Here is a 23928-nt window from a genome sequence, read left to right on the forward strand (position 1 = left end):
CCTGTCCGGCACGAGGCGGGACAGGCTTTGTCGAAACGGGCAATCGCTATTCGTGATACTGCGCCGACAGCTCATGTACCGCGCGCAGGAACGCGCCAGCATGTTCCGGATCGACTTCCGGCGTGATGCCATGGCCGAGGTTGAACACGTGGCCGCTGCCTTTGCCGTAGCTGGCCAGGATGCGCCCGACTTCCGCGCGAATCGCTTCCGGCTTGGCGTAGAGCACGGTCGGGTCCATGTTGCCTTGCAGGGCGACCTTGTCGCCGACACGGGCGCGGGCGCTGCCGATGTCGCAGGTCCAGTCCAGGCCCAGTGCATCAGCACCAGCGTCGGCGATGCTTTCCAGCCACAGACCGCCGCTCTTGGTGAACAGGATCACCGGCACCTTGCGGCCTTCGTGCTCGCGGATCAAGCCGCTGACGATTTTCTTCATGTAGGCCAGGGAGAACTCCTGGTACGCCGCCGCCGAGAGGGCGCCGCCCCAGCTGTCGAAGATCTGCACCGCTTGCGCACCGGCCATGATCTGGCCGTTGAGGTAGCTGGTGACCGTCTGCGCGAGCTTGTCCAGCAGCAGGTGCAGGGCTTGCGGATTGTCGTAAAGCATGGTTTTAGTCTTGCGGTAGTCTTTCGACGAACCGCCTTCGACCATGTAGGTGGCCAGTGTCCATGGGCTGCCGGAGAAGCCGATCAGCGGCACACGGCCGTTCAGTTCGCGGCGGATGGTGCTGACCGCGTCCATCACATAGCCCAGGTCTTTGTGCGGATCAGGAATCGGCAAGGCCTCGATGTCGGCCAGGGTGCTGACGACTTTCTTGAAGCGCGGACCTTCACCGGTTTCGAAGTACAGGCCCTGACCCATGGCATCGGGGATGGTCAGGATGTCGGAGAAGAGAATCGCCGCGTCCAGTTGTGGATAGCGGTCGAGCGGCTGCATCGTGACTTCGCAAGCGAACGCCGGGTTCATGCACAGGCTCATGAAATCACCGGCCTTGGCACGGCTGGCGCGGTATTCAGGCAGGTAGCGACCGGCCTGACGCATCATCCACACGGGGGTGACGTCTACGGGTTGCTTGAGCAGGGCGCGCAGGAAACGGTCGTTCTTCAGGGCAGTCATGTCGGCATCCGGAAAAAAAGTGAGGGCATTTTCTCAGAGCCGGGCGCAAAAGGCACGGTTGCAGGTCAGCCTTTTGTCTATCGGGTCAATTTGTCGCAATGTAAACGCGGTATTCGTTACACCACAAAACAACTGTGGGAGCGAGCTTGCTCGCGATGGCGGTGTCACATTCAACATTTCTGTCGACTGATCCACCGCTATCGCGAGCAAGCTCGCTCCCACAGGGGGTATTACATTGGGTTCTGGGCCGGGGTCAGACGCCCAGGTAATCCAGGATCCCTTCAGCCGCATTGCGGCCTTCGAAGATCGCCGTCACTACCAGGTCAGAACCGCGAACCATGTCGCCACCGGCGAAGATTTTCGGATTGCTGGTCTGGTGCTTGTACTGACCTTGCTCAGGCGCCACCACGCGGCCCTGGCTGTCGGTCTGGATTTCGAACTGTTCGAACCACGGCGCCGGGCTCGGACGGAAACCGAAGGCGATAACCACGGCGTCGGCCGGGATGATCTCTTCGGAGCCCGGGATCGGCTCGGGGCTGCGACGGCCACGGGCGTCCGGCTCGCCGAGACGGGTCTCGACCACCTTCACGCCTTCGACCTTGTCTTCACCGACAATGGCGATCGGCTGGCGGTTGTAGAGGAACTTCACGCCTTCTTCCTTGGCGTTCTTCACCTCTTTGCGCGAGCCCGGCATGTTCGCTTCGTCACGACGATAGGCGCAGGTCACCGACTTGGCGCCCTGACGAATCGAAGTACGGTTGCAGTCCATCGCCGTGTCGCCGCCGCCGAGTACCACGACCTTCTTGCCTTTCATGTCGACGAAATCTTCCGGCGACTTTTCAAAGCCAAGGTTGCGGTTGACGTTGGCGATCAGGAAGTCCAGTGCGTCGTACACGCCCGGCAGGTCTTCACCGGCAAAACCGCCCTTCATGTAGGTGTAGGTGCCCATGCCCATGAATACGGCATCGTATTCTTCGAGCAGTTGCTCCATGGTCACGTCCTTGCCCACCTCGGTGTTGAGGCGGAACTCGATGCCCATGCCGCTGAAGACTTCGCGACGATTGCTCAGCACGGTCTTTTCCAGCTTGAACTCGGGGATACCGAAGGTCAGCAGACCGCCGATTTCCGGGTTCTTGTCGAACACCACCGGGGTCACGCCACCGCGCACCAGCACGTCGGCACAACCCAGGCCCGCCGGGCCCGCACCGATGATCGCGACACGCTTGCCGGTCGGCTTGACCTTGGACATGTCCGGGCGCCAGCCCATGGCGAACGCGGTGTCGGTGATGTACTTCTCCACCGAACCGATGGTCACCGCGCCGAAGCCGTCGTTGAGGGTGCAGGCACCCTCGCACAGACGGTCCTGCGGGCACACCCGGCCGCAGACTTCCGGCAGGGTGTTGGTCTGGTGCGACAGTTCGGCGGCCTGGAGGATGTTGCCCTCGGCCACCAGTTTCAGCCAGTTGGGAATGAAGTTGTGCACCGGGCACTTCCATTCGCAATACGGGTTACCGCAACCCAGGCAGCGGTGGGCCTGGTCGGCCGACTGCTGGGGTTTGAAGGGTTCGTAGATTTCCACGAACTCTTTCTTGCGTTGACGCAACAGTTTCTTCTTCGGATCCTTGCGCCCGACCTCGATGAACTGGAAGTCATTATTCAGACGTTCAGCCATTTTAAAACCTCATCAAACTCTTCAGGCGCATATCACTGCGGGTTGGCACGGGTGCTGGAAAGCAACGTTTTCAAGCTGGCAGCCTTCGGCTTGACCAACCAGAAACGGCGCAGGTAATCATCGAGGTTCTCAGCGAGTTCACGACCCCACTCGCTGTCGGTTTCCTCGACGTACTCGTTCAGCACGCGTTGCAGGTGGCTACGGTAGGCTTCCATCGCCTCGCCGCTGATCCGCTGGATTTCCACCAGTTCGTGGTTGACCCGGTCAACGAAGGTGTTGTCCTGGTCGAGCACGTAGGCGAAACCGCCGGTCATGCCAGAGCCGAAGTTGTAACCGGTCTTGCCCAATACGCAGACGAAACCACCGGTCATGTACTCGCAGCAGTGATCGCCAGTGCCTTCCACGACGGTGTGGGCACCGGAGTTACGCACGGCGAAACGCTCGCCCGCGGTGCCAGCGGCAAACAGCTTACCGCCAGTGGCGCCGTACAGGCAGGTGTTGCCAATGATGGCACTGTCCTGGGTGCGGTAGACGCTACCCTTCGGCGGCACGATCACCAGCTTGCCGCCGGTCATGCCCTTGCCGACGTAGTCGTTGGCATCGCCTTCAAGGTACATGTGCAGGCCGCCGGCGTTCCACACGCCGAAGCTCTGCCCGGCCGTGCCTTTGAAGCGGAACGTGACCGGCGCGTTGGCCATGCCCTGGTTGCCGTGCTTGCGTGCGATTTCGCCGGAGATCCGTGCGCCGATGGAACGGTCGCAGTTGCAGATATCCAGGGCGAATTCAGCGCCGCTCAGGTCGTTGATCGCCGAGGTGGCCATGTCGACCATTTTCTCGGCCAGCAGGCCCTTGTCGAACGGCGGGTTGCGTTCAACGCCACAGAACTGCGGCTTGTCCGCCGGCACGTGGTCGCTGCCCAGCAACGGAGTCAGGTCCAGGTGATGCTGCTTGGCGGTCTGGCCTTCGAGGACTTCCAGCAGATCGGTACGGCCGATCAGTTCTTCGAGGGAACGCACGCCCAGCTTGGCCAGCCACTCACGGGTTTCTTCGGCGACGTAGGTGAAGAAGTTCACCACCATGTCGACGGTGCCGATGTAGTGATCCTTGCGCAGCTTCTCGTTCTGGGTCGCGACGCCGGTGGCGCAGTTGTTCAGGTGGCAGATGCGCAGGTATTTGCAGCCCAGGGCGATCATTGGCGCAGTGCCGAAGCCGAAGCTTTCAGCGCCGAGGATTGCCGCCTTGATCACGTCGAGGCCGGTTTTCAGGCCGCCGTCGGTCTGCACCCGCACTTTGCCGCGCAGGTCGTTGCCACGCAGGGTCTGGTGGGTTTCGGCCAGGCCGAGCTCCCACGGAGCGCCCGCATATTTGATCGAGGTCAGCGGCGATGCACCGGTACCGCCATCGTAGCCGGAGATGGTGATCAGGTCCGCATAGGCCTTGGCCACACCGGCGGCGATGGTACCAACGCCGGCTTCTGCTACCAGCTTCACCGAGACCAGCGCCTGCGGGTTGACTTGTTTCAGGTCGAAAATCAGCTGCGACAAGTCTTCGATCGAGTAGATGTCGTGGTGCGGCGGCGGCGAAATCAGGGTCACGCCTGGCACTGCGTAACGCAGCTTGGCGATCAGGCCGTTGACCTTGCCACCTGGCAGTTGACCGCCCTCGCCTGGCTTGGCGCCCTGGGCGACCTTGATCTGCAGCACTTCGGCATTGACCAGGTATTCCGGGGTTACACCGAAACGGCCGGTCGCCACCTGCTTGATTTTCGAGCTCTTGATGGTGCCGTAGCGCGCCGGGTCTTCGCCGCCTTCGCCGGAGTTGGAACGCGCACCGAGGCGGTTCATGGCTTCGGCCAGGGCTTCGTGAGCTTCCGGCGACAGGGCGCCCAGCGAGATACCGGCGGAGTCGAAGCGCTTGAGCACCGACTCCAGCGGTTCGATTTCGCTCATATCCAGTGGAGTGTCGAGGGTTTTGACTTTCAGCAGGTCGCGGATCATCGACACCGGACGGTTGTCCACCAGCGACGTGTATTCCTTGAACTTGCTGTAGTCGCCCTGCTGCACAGCGGCTTGCAGGGTGTTGACCACATCCGGGTTGTAGGCGTGGTACTCGCCACCGTGGACGAACTTCAGCAAACCACCCTGCTGGATCGGCTTGCGCGGGCTCCAGGCTTCGGTGGCCAGGGCTTTCTGCTCGGCTTCGATGTCGACGAAACGCGCACCCTTGATGCGGCTCGGCACGCCCTTGAAGCTCAGGTTGCAGACTTCCTCGGACAGGCCGATCGCTTCGAACAGTTGTGCTCCGCGATAGGAGGTGATGGTCGAGATGCCCATCTTCGACAGGATCTTGAGCAGGCCCTTGGTGATGCCTTTACGGTAGTTCTTGAACACCTCATAGAGGTCGCCCAGCACTTCACCGGTACGGATCAGGTCGCCCAGCACTTCGTAGGCCAGGAACGGGTAAACGGCAGAGGCGCCGAAACCGATCAACACGGCGAAGTGGTGCGGATCGCGAGCGGTCGCGGTTTCCACCAGGATGTTGGAATCGCAACGCAGGCCTTTTTCGGTCAGACGGTGGTGCACCGCGCCGGTAGCCAGAGAGGCGTGGATCGGCAACTTGCCCGGGGCGATGTGACGGTCACTCAGCACGACCTGGGTACGACCGGCGCGCACGGCTTCTTCAGCCTGATCGGCCACGTTGCGGATCGCCGCTTCGAGGCCGACGCTTTCGTCGTAGTTGAGGTCGATGATCGCGCGCTCGAAGCCCGGACGATCGAGGTTCATCAGCGAGCGCCACTTGGCCGGGGAAATGACCGGCGAGCTGAGGATCACGCGCGAAGCGTGTTCCGGCGACTCCTGGAAGATGTTGCGCTCGGCACCGAGGCAGATTTCCAGCGACATGACGATGGCTTCGCGCAGCGGGTCGATCGGCGGGTTGGTGACCTGCGCGAACTGCTGGCGGAAATAGTCGTACGGCGTGCGCACGCGCTGGGACAGCACGGCCATCGGCGTATCGTCGCCCATCGAGCCCACGGCTTCGTAGCCTTGCTCGCCGAGCGGACGCAGCACCTGGTCGCGCTCTTCGAACGTGACCTGGTACATCTTCATGTATTGCTTGAGCTGATCGACGTCGTAGAACGCCGAACCGTGGTCGTTGTCTTCCATGGTCGCCTGGATGCGCAGGGCATTCTTGCGCAGCCATTGCTTGTACGGGTGACGGGACTTCAGGCGGTTGTCGATCGCATCGGTGTCGAGGATCTGACCGGTTTCGGTGTCCACGGCAAAGATCTGGCCCGGGCCCACACGGCCCTTGGCGATCACGTCTTCAGGCTGGTAGTTCCAGACACCGATTTCCGAGGCCAGGGTGATGAAACCGTTCTTGGTGGTGACCCAACGCGCCGGACGCAGACCGTTACGGTCGAGCAGGCACACCGCGTAGCGACCGTCGGTCATTACCACGCCGGCCGGGCCGTCCCACGGTTCCATGTGCATCGAGTTGTATTCGTAGAACGCACGCAGGTCCGGGTCCATGGTCTCGACGTTCTGCCACGCAGGCGGAATGATCATCCGCACGCCACGGAACAGGTCGATGCCACCGGTGACCATCAACTCCAGCATGTTGTCCATGCTCGAGGAGTCGGAGCCGACGCGGTTGACCAGCGGGCCGAGTTCTTCCAGGTCCATCAAGTCGTTGGTGAACTTGGTGCGACGGGCCACGGCCCAGTTGCGGTTGCCGGTGATGGTATTGATCTCGCCGTTGTGCGCCAGGAAGCGGAACGGTTGAGCCAGTGGCCATTTCGGCAAGGTGTTGGTGGAGAAGCGCTGGTGGAACACGCAAATCGAGGTTTGCAGGCGCTCATCGCTCAGGTCCGGATAGAAGGCGGTCAAGTCCGCCGGCATCATCAGGCCTTTGTAAATGATGGTCTTGTGGGAAAAGCTGCAGACGTAGTGGTCGGTGTCGGCGGCATTGGCCACGGACGAGCGACGACGGGAGGTGAACAGCTTGACGGCCATGTCCTGATCGCTCAGGCCTTCACCACCGATGAACACTTGCTCGATCTGCGGCAGGCGCTCAAGGGCGAGGCGACCGAGGACGCTGGTGTCGATCGGCACTTTGCGCCAGCCAACCAGTTGCAGACCGGCGGCCAGGATCTCGCGGTTCATGTTCTCGCGAGCGGCTTCGGCCTTGACCGGATCCTGGTTGAAGAAAACCATGCCCACAGCGTATTGCTTGGGCATTTCGACGCCGAAGGTTTCCTGGGCGATGGCTCGCAGGAACACGTCCGGCTTTTGAATCAGCAGACCGCAACCGTCACCGGTCTTGCCGTCGGCATTAATCCCACCGCGGTGGGTCATGCAGGTCAGGGCCTCGATGGCCGTTTGCAAAAGGGTATGACTGGGCTCGCCCTGCATATGGGCTATCAGGCCGAAACCGCAGTTATCCTTGAATTCATCTGGTTGGTACAGACCTGCTTTCATAGACACTTTCTCACCAGGCTGCTTCTCGCGAAGCAAATTTCTTTTCAATTCAACCACTTACCAACCGCGCCGAACGTACGCCAGCTTTGCGGGGGCAAAAGGGAGGTCATTGTACACACCGACACAGAGGCTCACAAATTTGACGACGAAATGTCGCAAATCTATGTCGCATTTGTGAAAGGTTTAAAGCGATCTGCTGTGCTAGTCAAAACTTTTTTTAATTCTGACCGCAACGACTCAAAGACTACTGTGACGCAGACACCACAAGGCACGCAGCCCGGAAGGTTGCGCGCACTTGTAGAAATTTTGAGGTGCTTGGAGAGGCGGCCTGGGTAAGGCCGCCGAATCTTCAGCGAGTTGTTGCCAGTTCCTGTTGGACGCTGGCGACAGTGCGAGGCCAAGGTTTACCAGCCTGAACCTTCGCTGGCAAGGCCTTGATGGCGGAAACGGCTGCATCACGATTGGCGAAGTTGCCGTAGGTGATCACGTAGAGCGGCTTGCCATTGAGGACTTTCTTGAAATAACGGTACTCGCCGCCCTGCTCCTTGACGAAGCTTTGTGCGGCAGTTTCGGAGCTGGTACCGAGGATTTGCACCACGTAGTTACCCGGTGCCTGACCGGCGTACCAGGTGCCGCCAGCGGCCTTGGCCGCCGGAGCCGGTTTCTCGGCAGGCTTGGCGGCAACGGCTGGCTTGGCTGGCGCTGGTGCAGGCTTGGCCACTGGAGCAGGCGCTGGTACAGGCGCTGGCTTGGCGGTGGCGACCTGAGTCGGCGCAGGCGTCGGCTTGGCCGCTGGTGTCGGCGCAGGGCCGGCAGGAACGCCCACAGGCGGCGCAGTGGTGGTCACGGTCGGCGGAGTGGCGCTGGAGCCTTCAACCGGCACGCCGTCGTCACCTTCGGTAATGCCACCTGCCGCTTCAGCCAGCGGACCGCGCATTACCGGTTGCGAGTTACCGACCAACGGCAATGGCATCGGCTGCGTGTTGCCAGCGAATTCTACGGCCGGAGCGCCGCCATTCGCTGTTGGCTGACCCTGGCCAAGCGGCAGTTGCGCCTGTTCATTGGCCGGCGCACCGGCGGTCGGTGCCTTGTTGCGACCTGGAATCAACCAGGCGGCAGCTACCGCGACCACGACCACGGCGGAAATCGCCAACACGTGTTTCTTCGGCATATTGAACCCCATTTTTGGACGCTTGACCGCTGAGCGGCTGGCGATCATGGCTTCGATCATTGCATCGCGGGCGACCTGATTGATGCTGCCAGGCCAACCTTCGGAGCTTTCGTGAATATCAGAGATCTGATCCGCGGTGAAAAGTTCGATACCGCGACCAGCGCCTTCGAGCCGCTGCTCCAGATATTCGCGGGTTTCCTCTTCGGTGTAAGGCTGCAACTCGATGACGTGGAAACGCTCTTCCTCGAGATGCAAAGCCTCAAGCTGAGCAATCAGCGAGGTCTCACCGAACAGGAACACATGCGGGCGGCCTTCAGGCGCACCGGCAGCCAGGACCATCAGAGCCTCAAGGGCGGACTCGTCGAGTTGTTCGGCGTCATCGACCAGCAGATAGACTTCTTGCCCGGTCAGTGCAAGCTGCACCACCTGAGCCAGAATAGCGTCGGCATCAGCCTGGCCGACGTTCAACGCCTGGGCCACCTGACGCAATACCCCGGCCGCATCGCCGGCGCCGCGGGCAGAAACCACCACGCTTTGTACCGATTGCTTGTTGGTGCTGGCGACCAGAGCCTGACGCAACAGGGTCTTGCCACTGCCTTCTGGGCCAGTGACCACCAGCAGCAACTGACTGTAACGGGCCAGGTGATGCAGTTGTCCCAGCACGGGTTTGCGCTGGGCCGGGAAAAATTTGAAGCCAGGCACCCGTGGAGCAAAAGGGTCATGACTCAACTGGTAATGGCCGAGGAAGGCCTCGTCGGCATGCAAACTAGTCATTGTGTTCTTATTAACCTTTAAGCTGAGCCAGGGCGCGGTAGTCTGCCCCCAGCGTGGCCTGTAGAACCTCTTTCGGATAATCGTCGGTCACCACCGCTTCACCCATGTGGCGCAGCAGCACCAGGCGTAAACGACCGTCGATCACTTTTTTGTCAATGGACATATGTTCGAGGAAATCGGCTTCTGTCATTTCTTCCGGCGGAACGACCGGCAGCCCCGCACGCTGGAACAGACGAATGCCGCGATCGCGCTCCTGCTCGCTGATCCAGCCGAGGCGCGCGGACATTTCCAGCGCCATTACGGTGCCAGCAGCCACAGCCTCACCATGAAGCCACACACCATAGCCCATGTGGGTTTCAATGGCGTGGCCAAAAGTGTGGCCCAGGTTCAGGGTGGCACGCACGCCTGTCTCTTTCTCATCGGCACCGACCACTGCCGCCTTGGCCGCACAGGAACGCTCGATGGCATAGGTCAGGGCTTGCTGGTCCAGATTACGCAGGCGATCGACGTTGTCTTCGAGCCAGGTCAGGAACGGCTCATCGCAGATCAGCCCGTACTTGATGACTTCGGCCAGCCCGGCGGACAGCTCGCGCGCCGGCAGGGTATTGAGGCTGGCGGTATCGATCAGCACCACGTTCGGCTGATAGAAGGCGCCGACCATGTTCTTGCCCAGCGGATGGTTAATCCCGGTCTTGCCGCCCACCGAGGAGTCGACCTGCGACAGCAGCGTGGTCGGAACCTGGATGAAATCGACGCCGCGCTGGTAGCAGGCGGCGGCAAAGCCGGCCATGTCACCGATCACACCGCCGCCAAGGGCGATCACCGTGGTGCGGCGGTCATGCCGGGCGGTCAGCAGACCGTCGAAAATCAGTTGCAGGGTTTCCCAGGTCTTGAAGGCTTCGCCGTCGGGCAGTACCACGGAAATCACCGAGAACTGCGCCAGGCTGCGGGTCAGACGCTCGAGATAGAGCGGCGCAACAGTCTCGTTGGAGATGATCGCTACTTGCCGTCCGCGAATGTGCGGGGCCAGCAGCTCGGGCTGATCCAACAAACCTTCGCCAATATGAATCGGGTAGCTGCGCTCGCCTAGATCGACCTTGAGTGTCTGCATGTGTCCCCACAGTGAAGATGGAATCAGGCGTACTGCCTTGAGTTAACGAATATCCACGGCCTCTGCTGGTGTGACGCCGTTCGGTAGCCATCCGCCACAACCTCGAACGGTCATGGCGGGACGCCGAGGATAGCGCATTTCGCGCGGCGCTTTAACGGGGTGGCAACTGCTGCAGACGCTCTAGAATGTCGAGTACGACCATTCGTGGCGGCCGCTCATCGGTTTCGACCACCAGGTCGGCAATTTCCCGATAAAGCGGATCGCGGATCGCCAGCAGATCCCGCAGGGTCTTGGCCGGATCGGCGGTGCGCAGCAATGGCCGATTGCGGTCGCGGGACGTGCGGCCGACCTGCTGCTCGACTGACGCATGCAGATAAACCACCCGCCCACCGGCATGCAGTGCCCGACGATTGGCTTCGCGCATGACCGCGCCCCCGCCTGTCGCCAGCACCACACCGTCGCAATCGCACAGCTCGGCAATCATTGCCTGCTCGCGATCACGAAAACCCGGTTCGCCTTCCTTATCGAAGATCCAAGGGATATTGGCGCCCGTGCGCAATTCAATTTCCTTATCGGAATCTTTGAATGGCAGGCGCAGCTCTTTGGCCAGCAACCGGCCGATGGTGCTTTTTCCAGCACCCATCGGTCCAACAAGAATCAAATTTCGCACAGAATCAATGACTCACAGCAATCGCCCGATTATTCATGATACGCGGAGTGAGGAATACCAACAGCTCGGATTTTTTCTCCGAAACCACATCACGCCGGAAAAGGCGGCCAAGATACGGCACATCGCCAAGAAATGGCACCTTATCTACAACCTTGCTCTGAGTATTTGAGAAAACACCACCAATGACGATGGTCTCGCCATCGTTGACCAGGACCTTGGCGTTGACTTCGTTTTTCTTGATGGGGGGTACATCCTGAACCTTGTTCAGGTAGTCCGGTTCGTCCTTGGTCACCTTGACTTCCATGATGATCCGGTTGTCGGGCGTGATCTGCGGCGTCACTTCCAGCGACAGCGAAGCCTCCTTGAACGACACCGAAGTCGCGCCACTGGAGCTGGCTTCCTGATAGGGAATTTCCGTGCCCTTGAGGATTTTGGCGGTTTCCTTGTCGGACGTGACCACCTTGGGCTGCGAGACGATTTCCCCGTTGCCGGTTTTCTCCATGGCCGTCAGCTCCAGGTCCAGCAAGACGTTATCGGTGATGAAGGCGATGCCGATTCCCGAGGTGTTGTTGGCTACGCCCATGTCGACGAACGGTGAGTTGGTGCTGGTACTGCCGGGCGTGCCAATGGTCGATGACCCATTGAGTCCATTGCTGACGCCGGAGGTGTTCCAGTTGCCCTTGTTCTGTATCGAACCACCCCAGCGCACCCCGAGGCTTTTGTCATAGTCGACGTTGGCTTCGACAATGCGCGCCTCGATCATCACCTGACGCACAGGGATATCCAGCTGCGTGACGATCCTGCGCAGCTCATCCAGCCGGTCCTGGGTCTGGTAGGCAATGATGTTGTTGGTGCGTTCATCGACGGTGATTGATCCCCGTTCGTCGGGTTTCGCTTCGGCACTGGTCACCGACTGGAAGAGCTTGGCGATATCCGCCGCCTTGGCGTAATTGACCTGCAACAGCTCCCGACGCAACGGCGCCAGATCGGCAATCTGCTTCTGCGATTCGAGCTCCTGACGCTCACGGGCAGCAATTTCATCGGCCGGCGCAACCAGCAGGACATTGCCGACCTTGCGCTTGTCCAGCCCCTTGGTTTTCAGCACCAGATCCAGCGCTTGATCCCACGGTACGTTCTGCAAGCGCAGGGTAATTCCCCCCTGGACCGTGTCGCTGGCCACCAGATTGAGGTTGGTGAAATCGGCGATCAGTTGCAGCACCGAGCGCACATCGATGTCCTGGAAGTTCAGCGATAGCTTCTCGCCGCTGTAGGCCTGTTGCCCGGCATTGCGTTTTTGCAATTCATCGACCGTCGCCGGGCGAACGCTGACCGTAAGCTTATTGTCGGTCTGATAGGTCGAGTAATCGAACGTGCCGCCGGGTTCAATGCTGATGGTGGCTCGATCGCCGCTCGCGCTGGCATTGACGAACTGCACGGGCGTGGCGAAATCCTTCACGTCCAGGCGCACGCGCAATCGCTCGGGTAATACGGTTTTGGCAAATCCGACGATGATCCTGCCCTCGCGCTCTTGTATGTCGGGCGCAATCGATGGATCCGACAAGTCGATCACCACGTTGCCTTCGCCCTGGGTCCCCCGCTGGAAATCCACACCCCGAATGGCCTTGCCCGCCGTCGCGACGGCTCGTGCCGGAACCGGCGTTGCTACCGCCGCCGGCCTGGATATCGACGGTTTGACTCCCTGCCCGACAACAACCAGCAGATTGTTACCTTCTATTCGCGAGTCGTACGGGGCAGGCTGGGTCAGGTTGATGATCAATCGCGTACGGTCCCGGGCTTCCACCACCGTCGCACTTCGGGCATTTCCACTGCTCAGATCGTGAGTCTTGCTCGCCAGCTGACTGGCGACACCCGGCAAATCCAGGGCAATCCGGGCTGGCGAATCCGTCGTGTAGCCGTGGGGCACCGGGGGCGGCGCATCGAACGACAACTTCAACTCGACACGGTCACCCGGCAGCGCTGCGACATCCAGCGCCTTGAGATTGGCCGCTTGTACCATCGGCGACAACAACGCTATCCATAGCGAAAGGCCGACGGTGGAAAGAATCCTGTTCATTATTGGAGTTCCACTATGAGTGCTCTTTCAAAGGGATGGTCCGGGGACGCTCCAGCCACGCACCCTGACCATCAGGGACAATTTCAACCACATCGACTTGAGAGCCACTGATCGCAACGATCCGTCCGTCGTTACGCCCCAGGTAATCGCCGACTTTCAGCCGGTGCACCCCACCCGCCCCGCGCAGCAGGGCATAGGAGCCCGTTGCATTGGAAAGGGTGCCGACCATTTCAAACTGCTCGATGTTGAAGCCTTCGAGGTATTGCTTGACCCGACCCGGGTCGGGTTTGACGTTACCCGAACCCCGCCGCCGGGCCGCCAGATCAGTGCTGATCTGTGGCGAAAACGGGCTGCGCAGATTCGCCGCGTTGTAAGTGAATGCAGGGTAAGACTGGAATACTGGCGTTGGTTCAATCTTCCCCGGCCCGTGCAGGCGCATTTCGTTCATGTACGCGTCCAGATCGGTGTAGTCATCGCCCCCGCCACAACCGGACAGGGTAGACAGCAACACCACCACCGAAAAACAACGTGCCGGGCTCATTGATGCTGCCCCTTGTCGTTGTAGCGGTAAGTCTTGGCGAGGATGGTCAAGCGCAGTTTCGGACCACCCTCAGGGCTGACAGGAGCAAGATCGAAATCGTGCAAGGTAACGATTCGCGGCAACCCGGCCACACCACTGACGAAGGTGGCCAGGTCGTGGTAATCCCCGGTGACCGTGATCTGGATCGGCAGCTCGATGTAGAACGGCTGGGCCACCTCCGGCAGCAACTTGATCTCTTCGAACTCCAGGCCACTGCCGAGGCCCGTACGCGTGATGTCTTCGAGCAAGCCGGGCACTTCCGTATCGCTGGGCAGTTGCCGCAACAGCACGACGAAGGTGTTCTCCATCTCTTTCAACTGCCGGGTATAGAGATCCAGGTTCGCCGCCATGCGGGCCTTGCTGGCGAACTGCTCCTTGAGTGTCGACTCTTCCTCGCGCTTGAGATCGAGCTGGCTCACAAGGTCGCTGGTGGAAAAGTTATAGCTAAAGGCCAGCACCAGAAGCACAAGCAAAGCAGTCACCAGACACTTGATCGCCGGCGGCCAGGCGCCCATGTTGCTGGTATCCAGATCATTGATGTCGATCTTGCGGAGACCTTCGAACCATTCGGACAGACTCATTTGCCCCCCTCCGGTGTTGCGGGTTGAGTCTGGCGGACGGTCAACTGGAAGACGTTTGCCTGCTCCAACTGGCCGGCAGCCGTGGCCTTGACTTCGGTCAGGCTCGGAGCATCGAACCAGTCTGATGCCTCGAGGTTGCGCATCAATTCTGAAACGCGGTTGTTGGATTGCGCGGCACCGGTGATGGACAAGGTCTTTGCGGTCATTTTCACTTCGGTGAAATACACGCCGTCGGGCAGGGCTCTCGCCAACTGGTCAAATATTCGCCCGCTGATTTGGCGATTGCCTTGCAGGCCCTGGATGACACCCATGCGCTCGACCAATTGCTGACGGCGCGCCTTGAGATCATTGATCTGGCTGATTCGCTCATCGACCACGGCGACTTGCTTGCCGATGTAATCGTTACGGGCGACTTGCTGGTCGATGGCACCGCTAATGACCTGGTTCGCAACCAGCACCGCCCCCATCGCGCCCACCATTGCCGCCACCAGGACCAGCAGGAAGCGCTTGCGGCGGACTTCACGTCGCTCCTCGCGCCAGGGTAAAAGGTTGATCCGTGCCATCAGTCGAAGCTCCTGAGGGCCAGACCGCAGGCGATCATCAACGCCGGGGCATCACTCGCCAGGGCAGCGCCATTGACCTTGCTGCCCAGAGTCATTTCGCAAAACGGGTTCGCGACCTGGGTCGGGGTGCCCAATTGCTGCTCGATCAAACGGTCCAGCCCCGGGATCGACGCCGTACCGCCGGCCAGCAGGACATGGTCGACGGCGCTGTACTGGCCGGAAGCAAGGAAGAAGTGCAACGAGCGCGACACCTGCTGCACCAGCGCCTCTCGAAATGGCTGCAAGACCTCAGCGGCATAGTCATCTGGCAACCCGCCCTTCTTTTGCGCCAGCCCCGCCTGCTCGAGCGTCAGGCCGTAGCGACGCTGGATTTCCTCGGTCAGTTGCCGACCGCCGAACAGTTGTTCGCGAGTGTAGATAATCCGCCCGTTGTGCAGCACGCTCAGGGTGGTCATGGTGGCGCCGATGTCCACCACTGCGACCGTCAAAGGTTTCTCGGAAACCGCGAGTCGACTGGCCAGAAGTTCGAATGAACGCTCCAGCGCGTAGGCCTCGACATCGACCACGCGGGCGGTCAGCCCCGCCAGGGCCAGGGCGGCCTCGCGGACTTCGACGTTTTCCTTGCGACAAGCGGCGAGCAGCACGTTGACGCGCTCGGGATTACGCCCGGAGGTGCCCTGGACTTCAAAGTCGATCGCGACTTCGTCCAGGGGATAAGGAATGTACTGGTCAGCCTCGATTTTCAGCTGGCTTTCCATTTCGTCTTCGCAAAGACCGGCATCCATCTCGATGGTCTTGGTGATCACCGCTGAGCCCGCTACGGCCACGGCCACGTTCTTGAGGGCGGTTCTGGCCTTGGCCAGCGCGCGAGTGATGGCCAGCCCCACACCTTCGAGCTCGGCAATATTCTTTTCGATCACCGCGCCGACCGGCAATGGCTCGACCGCATAGGCCTCGACCCGATAGCGCTCACCCTGACGGCTCAACTCAAGAAGTTTCACCGAGGTGGAACTGATGTCGATTCCCAGCAGCGTATTGGATTTTTTCTTGAAGAGTCCTGGCACTACCAATTCCCTATGACTTTCCGTGAGTTACGGACTCTGCAATGTCCATTGCGTTCAATCCACCCGTCTTGACAGCAGCGCCAGCCACGCTCCCGATCAGAAAAATGCTTATAATGCCCAGCGTTTTTTTCCGCTTTTGCTCAAGCGCGGGTCGTTCTCGATTAGCCTGAACCCTGTTGCCCAATTCATTTTTACCCTGGATATCCAAAAGCCTTGATTCGTCTGCTGAAGTTTTTCGGTTGGTCCATCGTCGCGGTTTTCTGCGGACTCCTTCTGGGTCTGAGCGGGGCGTACCTTTACCTTAGTCCCGGACTACCGTCCGTGGAGGCGCTGAGAAGCATCCAGTTGCAGATCCCTTTGCGGGTCTACAGCAGCGATAACAAGTTGATCGCAGAATTTGGCGAAATGCGCCGCACACCGATCCGTTTCGCCGACATTCCCCCCAATTTCATCAATGCGTTACTAAGTGCTGAAGACGACAATTTCGCCAACCACTACGGCGTCGATCCGAGCAGCCTGATGCGTGCCGCGACCCAACTGGTCAAAAGCGGACACATCCAGTCCGGCGGCAGCACGATCACCATGCAGGTGGCGAAGAACTTCTTCCTGACCAGCGAACGCAGCTTTTCACGCAAGACCACCGAGATCCTGCTGGCCCTGCAGATCGAACAGCAGCTGACCAAGGACGAGATCCTCGAGCTGTACGTCAACAAGATCTATCTGGGTAACCGCGCCTACGGCATCGAGGCGGCGGCGCAGGTCTATTACGGCAAATCGATTCGCGATGTCAGCCTGGCGCAGATGGCGATGATCGCCGGCCTGCCCAAGGCGCCGTCGCGCTTCAACCCGCTGGCCAACCCGGCGCGCAGCAAGGAGCGTCGCGACTGGATCCTGGGGCGCATGTACAAGCTCGGAAAAATCAGCGAGGCCGACTACACCGCTGCAGTCAACGAGCCACTGAACGCCAGCTATCACGTGCCGACCCCGGAAGTGAACGCCCCGTACATCGCCGAAATGGCCCGTGCCGAAATGGTCGGGCGTTACGGTAGCGACGCGTATACCGAAGGCTTCCGCGTCACGACCACGGTACCGAGCGACCTCCAGGAGCTGGCCAACACCGCGGTCCACGAAGGCCTGATGACCTACGATCAGCGTCACGGCTATCGCGGGCCAGAGTCGCGGCTGCCGGGCAAGACCCGCGAGGCCTGGGCAACCGAGCTGACCAAACAACGCATCATCAGCGGCCTGGAACCGGCCATCGTGACCCAGGTCGACAAGACCGGCCTGCAGGTGCTGACCCGCACCGGCCAGGAACACGTGAACTGGGACACCATGAAGTGGGCCCGGCCGTTCCTGAACACCAACAGCATGGGCGCCAACCCGAAACAACCCTCGGACGTGGCCCAGGTCGGCGATCTGATTCGCGTGCAGCGTCAGCCGGACAATTCGCTGAAGTTCAGCCAGATCCCGCAGGCCCAGGGCGCTCTGGTGTCCCTGGACCCACAGAACGGCGCCATTCGTTCGCTGGTGGGCGGCTTCGCCTTCGAACAGAGCAACTACAACCGCGCATTGCAGGCCAAGCGCCAGCCGGGCTCGAGCTTCAAACCGTTCGTCTACGCCGCCGCACTGGATAGCGGCTACACCGCCTCCAGCCTGGTGAACGACGCACCGATCGTGTTCGTCGACGAGTACCTGGACAAGGTCTGGCGCCCGAAGAACGACACCAACACCTTCCTCGGCCCGATTCGCCTGCGTGAAGCGCTGTACAAGTCGCGCAACCTGGTGTCGATCCGCTTGCTGCAAGCGATGGGCGTCGGCAAGACCATCGACTACATCACGCGTTTCGGCTTCAACAAACAGGACCTGCCACCCAACCTGTCCCTGGCACTGGGCACTGCGACCCTGACGCCAATGGAAATCGCCACCGGCTGGAGCGCCTTCGCCAACGGCGGCTACAAGATCACCCCGTACATCATCGACAAGATCGAAAGTCGCAACGGCGACACACTGTTCGTCGCCAACCCGCCGAGCGTGCCTCAGGGCGGCGCTGCCAGCGATGGCATTGCCGTGCCAGCCGCCCAAGCCTTCACGGTCAACGCAACGCCGGGCGAGGCACCGGGCACTACGCCGACACCACAAGCACCCGCCGTGGCCGAACGCATCGTTGATGGGCGCACCACGTACATCCTCAACAGCATGCTTGAGGATGTGATCAAGCTCGGCACCGGTCGCCGCGCGCTCGCCCTGGGCCGCCCTGACATTGCCGGCAAGACCGGTACGACCAACGAATCCAAGGACGCCTGGTTCTCCGGCTACAACGCCGATTACGTGACGACCGTGTGGACCGGCTTCGATCAACCGGAAAGCCTGGGTCGCAAGGAATTCGGCGGCACCGTCGCGCTGCCGATCTGGATGAACTACATGGGCGCCGCGCTCAAAGGCAAACCACCGCATACTCAACCGGAGCCCGAAGGCATCCTCAGTCTGCGAGTCGATCCGATCAGCGGTCGCGCGGCCAGCCCGGGCACCCCGGGGGCCTACTTTGAACTGTTCAAGGTCGAAGATACGCCACCGTCCGGGAACGAGCTGGGCAACGGTCTGGCACCTGGCAGCCCGCTGCCGGCGGATGAAGCGGCGCCGATCGATTTGTTCTGATTGCAGGACCAACATAAAGCCCCGCTCTTCTGTAGAAGGCGGGGCTTTTTTGCATCCGGGTTTCCTGTCATATCGCCATCGCGAGCAAGCTCGCTCCCACAGGGGTACGCATTCCAATGTGGGAGCGGGCTTGCTCGCGAAGAGGCCATCAGAAACCCCACAAAACCTTCAGGCACAAAAAAGCCCCGACTCTCACAAGCCGGGGCTTTTCGTTGAAGCGCTACAACGGCTTAGCCGTTGAACACGTCATCCACGCTTTTGAGCGGGTAGTTCTTCGGATACGGCAGGGTCGCCACACCGGTCTCGATGGCAGCTTTGGCCACGGCATCGGAGATCAGGGTGATCAGACGGGCATCCATTGGCTTCGGAATGATGTACTCACGACCGAATTCCAGCTTGATGCCGCCGTAGGCGTCGCACACTTCCTGAGGTACCGGCAGCTTGGCCAGTTCACGCAGGGCGTTGGCCGCAGCCACTTTCATTTCTTCGTTGATGCGCTTGGCGCGAACGTCCAGGGCACCGCGGAAGATGAACGGGAAGCCCAGTACGTTGTTGACCTGGTTCGGGTAGTCGGAACGACCGGTGGCCATGATCACGTCGCTACGGGTAGCGTGCGCCAGCTCCGGGGAGATTTCCGGATCAGGGTTCGAGCAGGCGAACACGATCGGGTTAGGCGCCATCGACAGCAGGCCTTCAGCACTCAGCAGGTTCGGGCCGGACAGACCAACGAACACATCAGCGCCTTGCAGGGCGTCAGCCAGGGTGCGCTTGTCGGTCGCGTGAGCGAACACAGCCTTGTACTGGTTCAGGTCGTCACGGCCGGAGTGGATCACGCCGGTGCGGTCGACCATGTAGATGTTTTCGATGTTGGCGCCCATGCTTACCAGCAACTTCATGCAGGAGATGGCGGCAGCGCCGGCACCCAGGCAGACGATCTTGGCTTCCGGCAGGGTTTTGCCAGCGATTTCCAGGGCGTTGATCATGCCGGCGGCGGTCACGATAGCGGTGCCGTGCTGGTCATCGTGGAATACCGGAATATCGCACTGCTCGATCAGAGCGCGCTCGATTTCAAAGCACTCTGGTGCCTTGATGTCTTCCAGGTTGATGCCACCGAAGGTGATGGAGATGCGCTTGACGGTGTCGATGAAGGCTTGCGGGCTTTCGGAGTCGACTTCGATGTCGAAAACGTCGATGCCGGCGAAGCGCTTGAACAGTACGCCTTTGCCTTCCATCACTGGCTTGGAAGCCAATGGGCCGAGGTTACCCAGACCGAGAATCGCGGTGCCATCGGAAATGACTGCAACCAGGTTGCCTTTGCCGGTGTACTTGTAGGCCAGTTCAGGATCGCGGGCGATCTCGCGTACTGGTTCGGCTACGCCCGGGCTGTAGGCCAGCGACAGGTCGCGAGCGGTAGCAGTGGCCTTGGTGAGCTCGACACTCAGCTTCCCTGGACGAGGATTGGCGTGATATTCGAGAGCGGCAGTTTTCAGATCAGACATTTTGGCATTCCGCTTTTTACTGTTGGACAGACTGGTCAGCGAGGATACGCGCCTCGCAAAGTCCCCACAAGACTGACTGGTCACCCCTGTCAAGCGCCCGGCCCTACGACTTTGGGCCAAGAGCCACGGCATACAAGGGTTAGACTGTTCACAATAAGCGTAAAAAATGTCTACAATTTTTTATCACTGCACGACTTGAAACATCGCCGGGTCGGTCAAGGGCAACATCCAGCGCGCCTGACCTTCTTTCAGTCCGCCACGTCGCGAACGATCCAGTACCCAACCGCGCGCCTCAATCTGCTTGCCTTCGAGCCTTTCCAGCAAGGCCGTATCAAACCGCCCCAGCAGATTGGGTGCAACGCGCAATACAACCGAATCCTGTAACTCGATCCAAACCCCGCCGCGATTGCGTTGAACCTTGCTCACACGACCGCTGAGCACGGCGAAACCGGAAGTGCTGATCTGCTCCGCCTTCAGTACAGGCGACTGGCGCCATACACCGAGCCCGGCCTGTCGAGCGCTGGTTTCTGCAGCTTGCTGACAGGTGACCAGATCGACATTCGGCGCCACGGCCACCTGAAAACCCAGGCCTTCGGCGAGCATTTGCGCTTCGAGGTTGGCGCCATTGGCACCGTAGACATGAGCCAGGGTGCGGCCGTAATGGTCCTTGCCTTCTTTGCCAGGCAGCAAACGAACCTGCCCGTCGCTAGCCGCCACCAGGGCTTCGAGTCGCTTGCGCGCGACCACGGCGAACGGTTCGTCGGAACGGCCATTCTTGCCCAGCTCCGGCGTGTTCAAGCCGATCATGCGCACACTGCGGCCATCGCTCAGGCGCAGGGTGTCGCCGTCCACCACCCGCTGCACCGCGACGGGCGCCAGGCCGCTGGGTGCCGGGCAAAATGCCTGGGCGCCGGATAGCCAAATCGCGGACATAAAAAAGGCGCCCGCGAGGGACGCCTTTTTCATCAGCATGGAAAAACCGGAACGGCTTCCCAAGTTGATTGGCCTTAGGCCTTTTTCGCGCCGAAAGCACCGAAACGGTCGGCGAAGCGCTGTACGCGGCCGCCAGTGTCCAGAGTCTTCTGCTTACCGGTGTAGAACGGGTGGCATTCGTTGCAAACGTCGATCGCCAGGGCTTTGCCGAAGGTCGAACGGGTTTCGAACTTGTTGCCGCAGCTGCAGGTAACAGCAACTGCTGGGTATTCTGGATGGATATCAGCTTTCATGGTGTCTTCCTCAGGCTAGCGTGCCGCCACCCAACACTATTGTTGAATACCGCACGTAATTAGGCCGCGGATTCTACCAGACAATGCCAATCACGCAAGCTGTCCCTGAGACCGACCGTCTGCTAGGCTCCCGGCCCAATACGCGATCCCTGTGGGAGCGAGCTTGCTCGCGATGAGGGTGTGTCATTCGGCATATGCGTTGCCTGACACGGCGCTATCGCGAGCAAGCTCGCTCCCACAGGGGGACATGCAACCCCGCTTTTATCTTCCGCTGATCGAGATCCCCCGCGTGCCCGACGCCATTTTGCGCCTCGCCCTGCCTTCGCCGCTGCGCCGCCTGTTCGACTACCGCGCTCCGGCTGGCGTCCTGCGCGCCCAGTTGCACCCCGGCATGCGCCTGCGGGTACCGTTCGGCCGACGGGAGATGATCGGTATTCTGGTAGAAGTCACCGACACCAGCGAAGTGCCGGTCGAGAAACTCAAGCCGGCCCTGGCCCTGCTCGACGCTACGCCACCGCTGCCGCCCGCGCTGTTCAAGCTGTGCCTGTGGACATCCCAGTATTACCAGCACAGCCTCGGCGACACCTTGAGCTGGGCGCTGCCGGTTTTGCTGCGCCAGGGTGAATTAGCCGAAGCACGCCAGGAGCGCTTCTGGTCCGCCGCGCCGGGGGCCAGCCTCGACGATCCGCGCATCGCCCGCGCCCCGCGCCAGCGTGAAGCCCTGGCCACGCTGGCCCAACATCCCCATGGCGTCGCCCATCAATTGCTGAGCAAACTGATGCTGAGCAAGGACAGCCTGGATTTGCTGCTGGCCAAGGACCTGGTGCAGGTCGAGATCCGCCGGCACGCCCCGGGCGCACGCCACGAACACTGGCTGGCGCAACCGGAACTCCCCCTAAACCCGGAGCAGCGCGCCGCCTATGAGGCGATTCGCGCCGGCTTCGACAGTTATCACGCGTTCCTGCTGGCCGGCGTCACCGGCAGCGGCAAGACCGAAGTCTATCTGCAGTTGATCCGCGAAACCCTCGAGGCCGGCAAGCAGGCGCTGGTGCTGATCCCGGAAATCAACCTCGGCCCGCAGACCCTGGCGCGCTTCGAACAGCGTTTCAATGCCCGTATCGCGCTGATCCATTCGGCGGTCAATGACCGCGAACGCCTCGAGGCCTGGCTGGCCGCGCGGGACGGTGAGGCCGACATCATTATCGGCACCCGCTCGGCCCTGTTCACACCGATGAAGAACCCCGGCCTGATCATCATCGACGAAGAGCACGACGGCTCCTATAAACAGCAGGAAGGTTTGCGCTACCACGCCCGTGATCTGGCATTGGTGCGGGCGCGACAGGAAAACATCCCGATTGTCCTCGGTTCCGCCACCCCTTCGCTGGAAAGCCTGCACAACGCCCACACCGGCCGCTACGGGCTGCTGCGCTTGAACGAGCGAGCCGGCGGCGCCAAACAGCCGCGCTTCCTGCGTCTGGACGTGAAAAGCCGCCCGCTGGACAGCGGCATTTCCGGGCCGATGCAACAAGCCATCGGCCAGACTCTGGCCGCCGGACAGCAAGTCCTGGTGTTCCTCAACCGCCGCGGCTTCGCCCCGACCCTGCTGTGTCATGACTGTGGCTGGATGTCCGAGTGCCAGCGCTGTGATGCGCGAATGACCGTGCACCAGCGTTACGGCGAGTTGCGCTGCCACCATTGCGGCTACGTCGAACGCGTGCCGCGCCAGTGCCCGAAGTGCAACAAGGTCGATCTGCGCCCCGTTGGCGCCGGCACCGAACGGGCCGAGGAGCGCCTGGCGATTCTGTTCCCGGACTATCCGGTGCTGCGGGTCGACCGCGACAGCACATCGCGCAAGGATGCGATGAACCAGTTGTTCGCGACCATTCAAAAAGGCCAGCCGTGCATCCTGATCGGCACGCAGATGCTTGCCAAAGGTCACCACTTTCCACGGGTGACGCTGGTGTCGATCCTCGACGCCGACGGCGGCCTGTTCTCCGGCGACTTCCGCGCCAGCGAGCGCATGGCTCAATTGATCGTGCAGGTCGCCGGCCGCGCAGGTCGCGCCGAAGAGCCGGGCAAGGTGATTATCCAGACGCACCTGGCCGACCATCCACTGCTGGTGCAATTGACCGAGCAAGGCTATTTCGCCTTTGCCGAACAGGCCTTGAGCGAACGCCGCGCGGCCGGTCTGCCGCCGTTTGCGCACCTGGCGCTGCTGCGGGCCGAGGCGCATAAACCGGGTCAGGCCGAAGGCTTCCTGGATGAGGCTTGCAGCGAGGCGGAGCGTTTGCTGGCCGAGCAGAATCTGACCGGGATCGAGTTATTGGGACCGGTCCCGGCACCGATGGAGCGCCGGGCCGGGCGTTACCGTGCGCAACTGTTGGTACAGGCTACGGCGCGAGCACCCTTGCATCGATTGCTGGCCAGTTGGTTGCTGGTGCTGGAGCAGATGCCGAGCGGGCGGGCGGTGCGTTGGTCCTTGGATGTTGATCCGGTCGATTTGTATTAATTTGGAGATTGCCATCGCGAGCAAGCTCGCTCCCACAGTGGTTCTCTGGTGGAACTAAATTTTGTATCCACCTCAAAACCTGTGGGAGCGGCGGTGCGACGATTCGACTTGCTCGCGAAGAGGCCCTAATTGTCACCACACATCCACATCCTGCCTGCTAAGGTTGGCAAGCCCGTCTTCGCAACGG

General features: G+C 61.0%; 16 protein-coding genes. 2 read left to right on the forward strand and 14 right to left on the reverse strand.

Annotated features, from left to right (window positions below):
• Positions 1-46 precede the first annotated feature (46 nt).
• The 11 genes from hemE to AC1Q6Y_RS11045 form a co-directional block, all read right to left on the reverse strand.
• A complete protein-coding gene (gene hemE / locus AC1Q6Y_RS10995) occupies positions 47-1114 on the reverse strand; it encodes a uroporphyrinogen decarboxylase (protein ID WP_057712346.1) in 1068 nt (355 codons plus the stop codon).
• Between the two features lie 253 nt (positions 1115-1367).
• The gene (locus tag AC1Q6Y_RS11000; RefSeq protein ID WP_007997363.1) at positions 1368-2786 is read right to left on the reverse strand and encodes an FAD-dependent oxidoreductase; all 1419 of its coding nucleotides are present in this window, start codon (positions 2784-2786) and stop codon (positions 1368-1370) included.
• Between the two features lie 32 nt (positions 2787-2818).
• Positions 2819-7264 carry a glutamate synthase large subunit gene (gltB, locus tag AC1Q6Y_RS11005; RefSeq protein WP_057712347.1) on the reverse strand — a complete coding sequence of 1482 codons (4446 nt, stop codon included), beginning with the start codon at positions 7262-7264 and terminating at the stop codon, positions 2819-2821.
• A 349-nt stretch (positions 7265-7613) separates the two neighbouring features.
• Positions 7614-9209 (reverse strand): AAA family ATPase, encoded by a 1596-nt coding sequence (locus AC1Q6Y_RS11010; protein ID WP_492624555.1) that lies wholly within the window; start codon positions 9207-9209, stop codon positions 7614-7616.
• A gap of 10 nt (positions 9210-9219) precedes the next feature.
• Entirely contained in the window at positions 9220-10320 is a 1101-nt protein-coding gene (gene aroB / locus AC1Q6Y_RS11015) for a 3-dehydroquinate synthase (protein ID WP_057712349.1), read from the reverse strand.
• A 151-nt stretch (positions 10321-10471) separates the two neighbouring features.
• Positions 10472-10990 carry a shikimate kinase AroK gene (gene aroK, locus AC1Q6Y_RS11020; protein ID WP_057712350.1) on the reverse strand — a complete coding sequence of 173 codons (519 nt, stop codon included), beginning with the start codon at positions 10988-10990 and terminating at the stop codon, positions 10472-10474.
• Positions 10991-10994: 4 nt separating this feature from the next.
• Positions 10995-13064: a type IV pilus secretin PilQ gene (locus AC1Q6Y_RS11025; protein WP_492624556.1), complete on the reverse strand. Its 2070-nt coding sequence runs from the start codon at positions 13062-13064 to the stop codon at positions 10995-10997.
• 13 nt (positions 13065-13077) lie between these two features.
• Positions 13078-13605, reverse strand: a complete 528-nt coding sequence (locus AC1Q6Y_RS11030) for a pilus assembly protein PilP (RefSeq protein WP_492624557.1) — start codon at positions 13603-13605, stop codon at positions 13078-13080.
• The gene (gene pilO / locus AC1Q6Y_RS11035; RefSeq protein WP_492624558.1) at positions 13602-14225 is read right to left on the reverse strand and encodes a type 4a pilus biogenesis protein PilO; all 624 of its coding nucleotides are present in this window, start codon (positions 14223-14225) and stop codon (positions 13602-13604) included. The genes AC1Q6Y_RS11030 and pilO overlap by 4 nt, the downstream gene beginning before the upstream one ends.
• The gene (locus AC1Q6Y_RS11040; RefSeq protein WP_150811963.1) at positions 14222-14788 is read right to left on the reverse strand and encodes a PilN domain-containing protein; all 567 of its coding nucleotides are present in this window, start codon (positions 14786-14788) and stop codon (positions 14222-14224) included. The genes pilO and AC1Q6Y_RS11040 overlap by 4 nt, the downstream gene beginning before the upstream one ends.
• The gene (locus tag AC1Q6Y_RS11045) at positions 14788-15852 is read right to left on the reverse strand and encodes a pilus assembly protein PilM (RefSeq protein ID WP_492624559.1); all 1065 of its coding nucleotides are present in this window, start codon (positions 15850-15852) and stop codon (positions 14788-14790) included. Before AC1Q6Y_RS11045 ends, AC1Q6Y_RS11040 begins: the two co-directional genes overlap by 1 nt.
• A 216-nt stretch (positions 15853-16068) precedes the next feature.
• Here AC1Q6Y_RS11045 and AC1Q6Y_RS11050 point away from each other — a divergent pair, with 216 nt between their 5' ends.
• Positions 16069-18507 carry a penicillin-binding protein 1A gene (locus tag AC1Q6Y_RS11050; protein WP_407515167.1) on the forward strand — a complete coding sequence of 813 codons (2439 nt, stop codon included), beginning with the start codon at positions 16069-16071 and terminating at the stop codon, positions 18505-18507.
• A gap of 230 nt (positions 18508-18737) precedes the next feature.
• Here AC1Q6Y_RS11050 and AC1Q6Y_RS11055 read toward each other — a convergent pair whose 3' ends face one another.
• The 3 genes from AC1Q6Y_RS11055 to rpmE all read right to left on the reverse strand — a co-directional run bounded on the left by AC1Q6Y_RS11055 (position 18738) and on the right by rpmE (position 21232).
• Positions 18738-20006, reverse strand: a complete 1269-nt coding sequence (locus tag AC1Q6Y_RS11055; RefSeq protein ID WP_008047852.1) for a malic enzyme-like NAD(P)-binding protein — start codon at positions 20004-20006, stop codon at positions 18738-18740.
• Positions 20007-20189: 183 nt separating this feature from the next.
• Complete coding sequence (locus AC1Q6Y_RS11060) at positions 20190-20978, reverse strand: thermonuclease family protein (protein ID WP_492624560.1); 789 nt, start codon at positions 20976-20978, stop codon at positions 20190-20192.
• Positions 20979-21013: 35 nt separating this feature from the next.
• Positions 21014-21232 carry a 50S ribosomal protein L31 gene (rpmE, locus tag AC1Q6Y_RS11065; RefSeq protein WP_008047849.1) on the reverse strand — a complete coding sequence of 73 codons (219 nt, stop codon included), beginning with the start codon at positions 21230-21232 and terminating at the stop codon, positions 21014-21016.
• A gap of 289 nt (positions 21233-21521) precedes the next feature.
• On the opposite strand from rpmE, the gene AC1Q6Y_RS11070 reads away from it, so the two are divergent.
• Complete coding sequence (locus AC1Q6Y_RS11070; RefSeq protein WP_407515055.1) at positions 21522-23741, forward strand: primosomal protein N'; 2220 nt, start codon at positions 21522-21524, stop codon at positions 23739-23741.
• Positions 23742-23928 lie beyond the last annotated feature (187 nt).

Source organism: Pseudomonas sp. GW823-FHT06E10 (assembly GCF_058794995.1).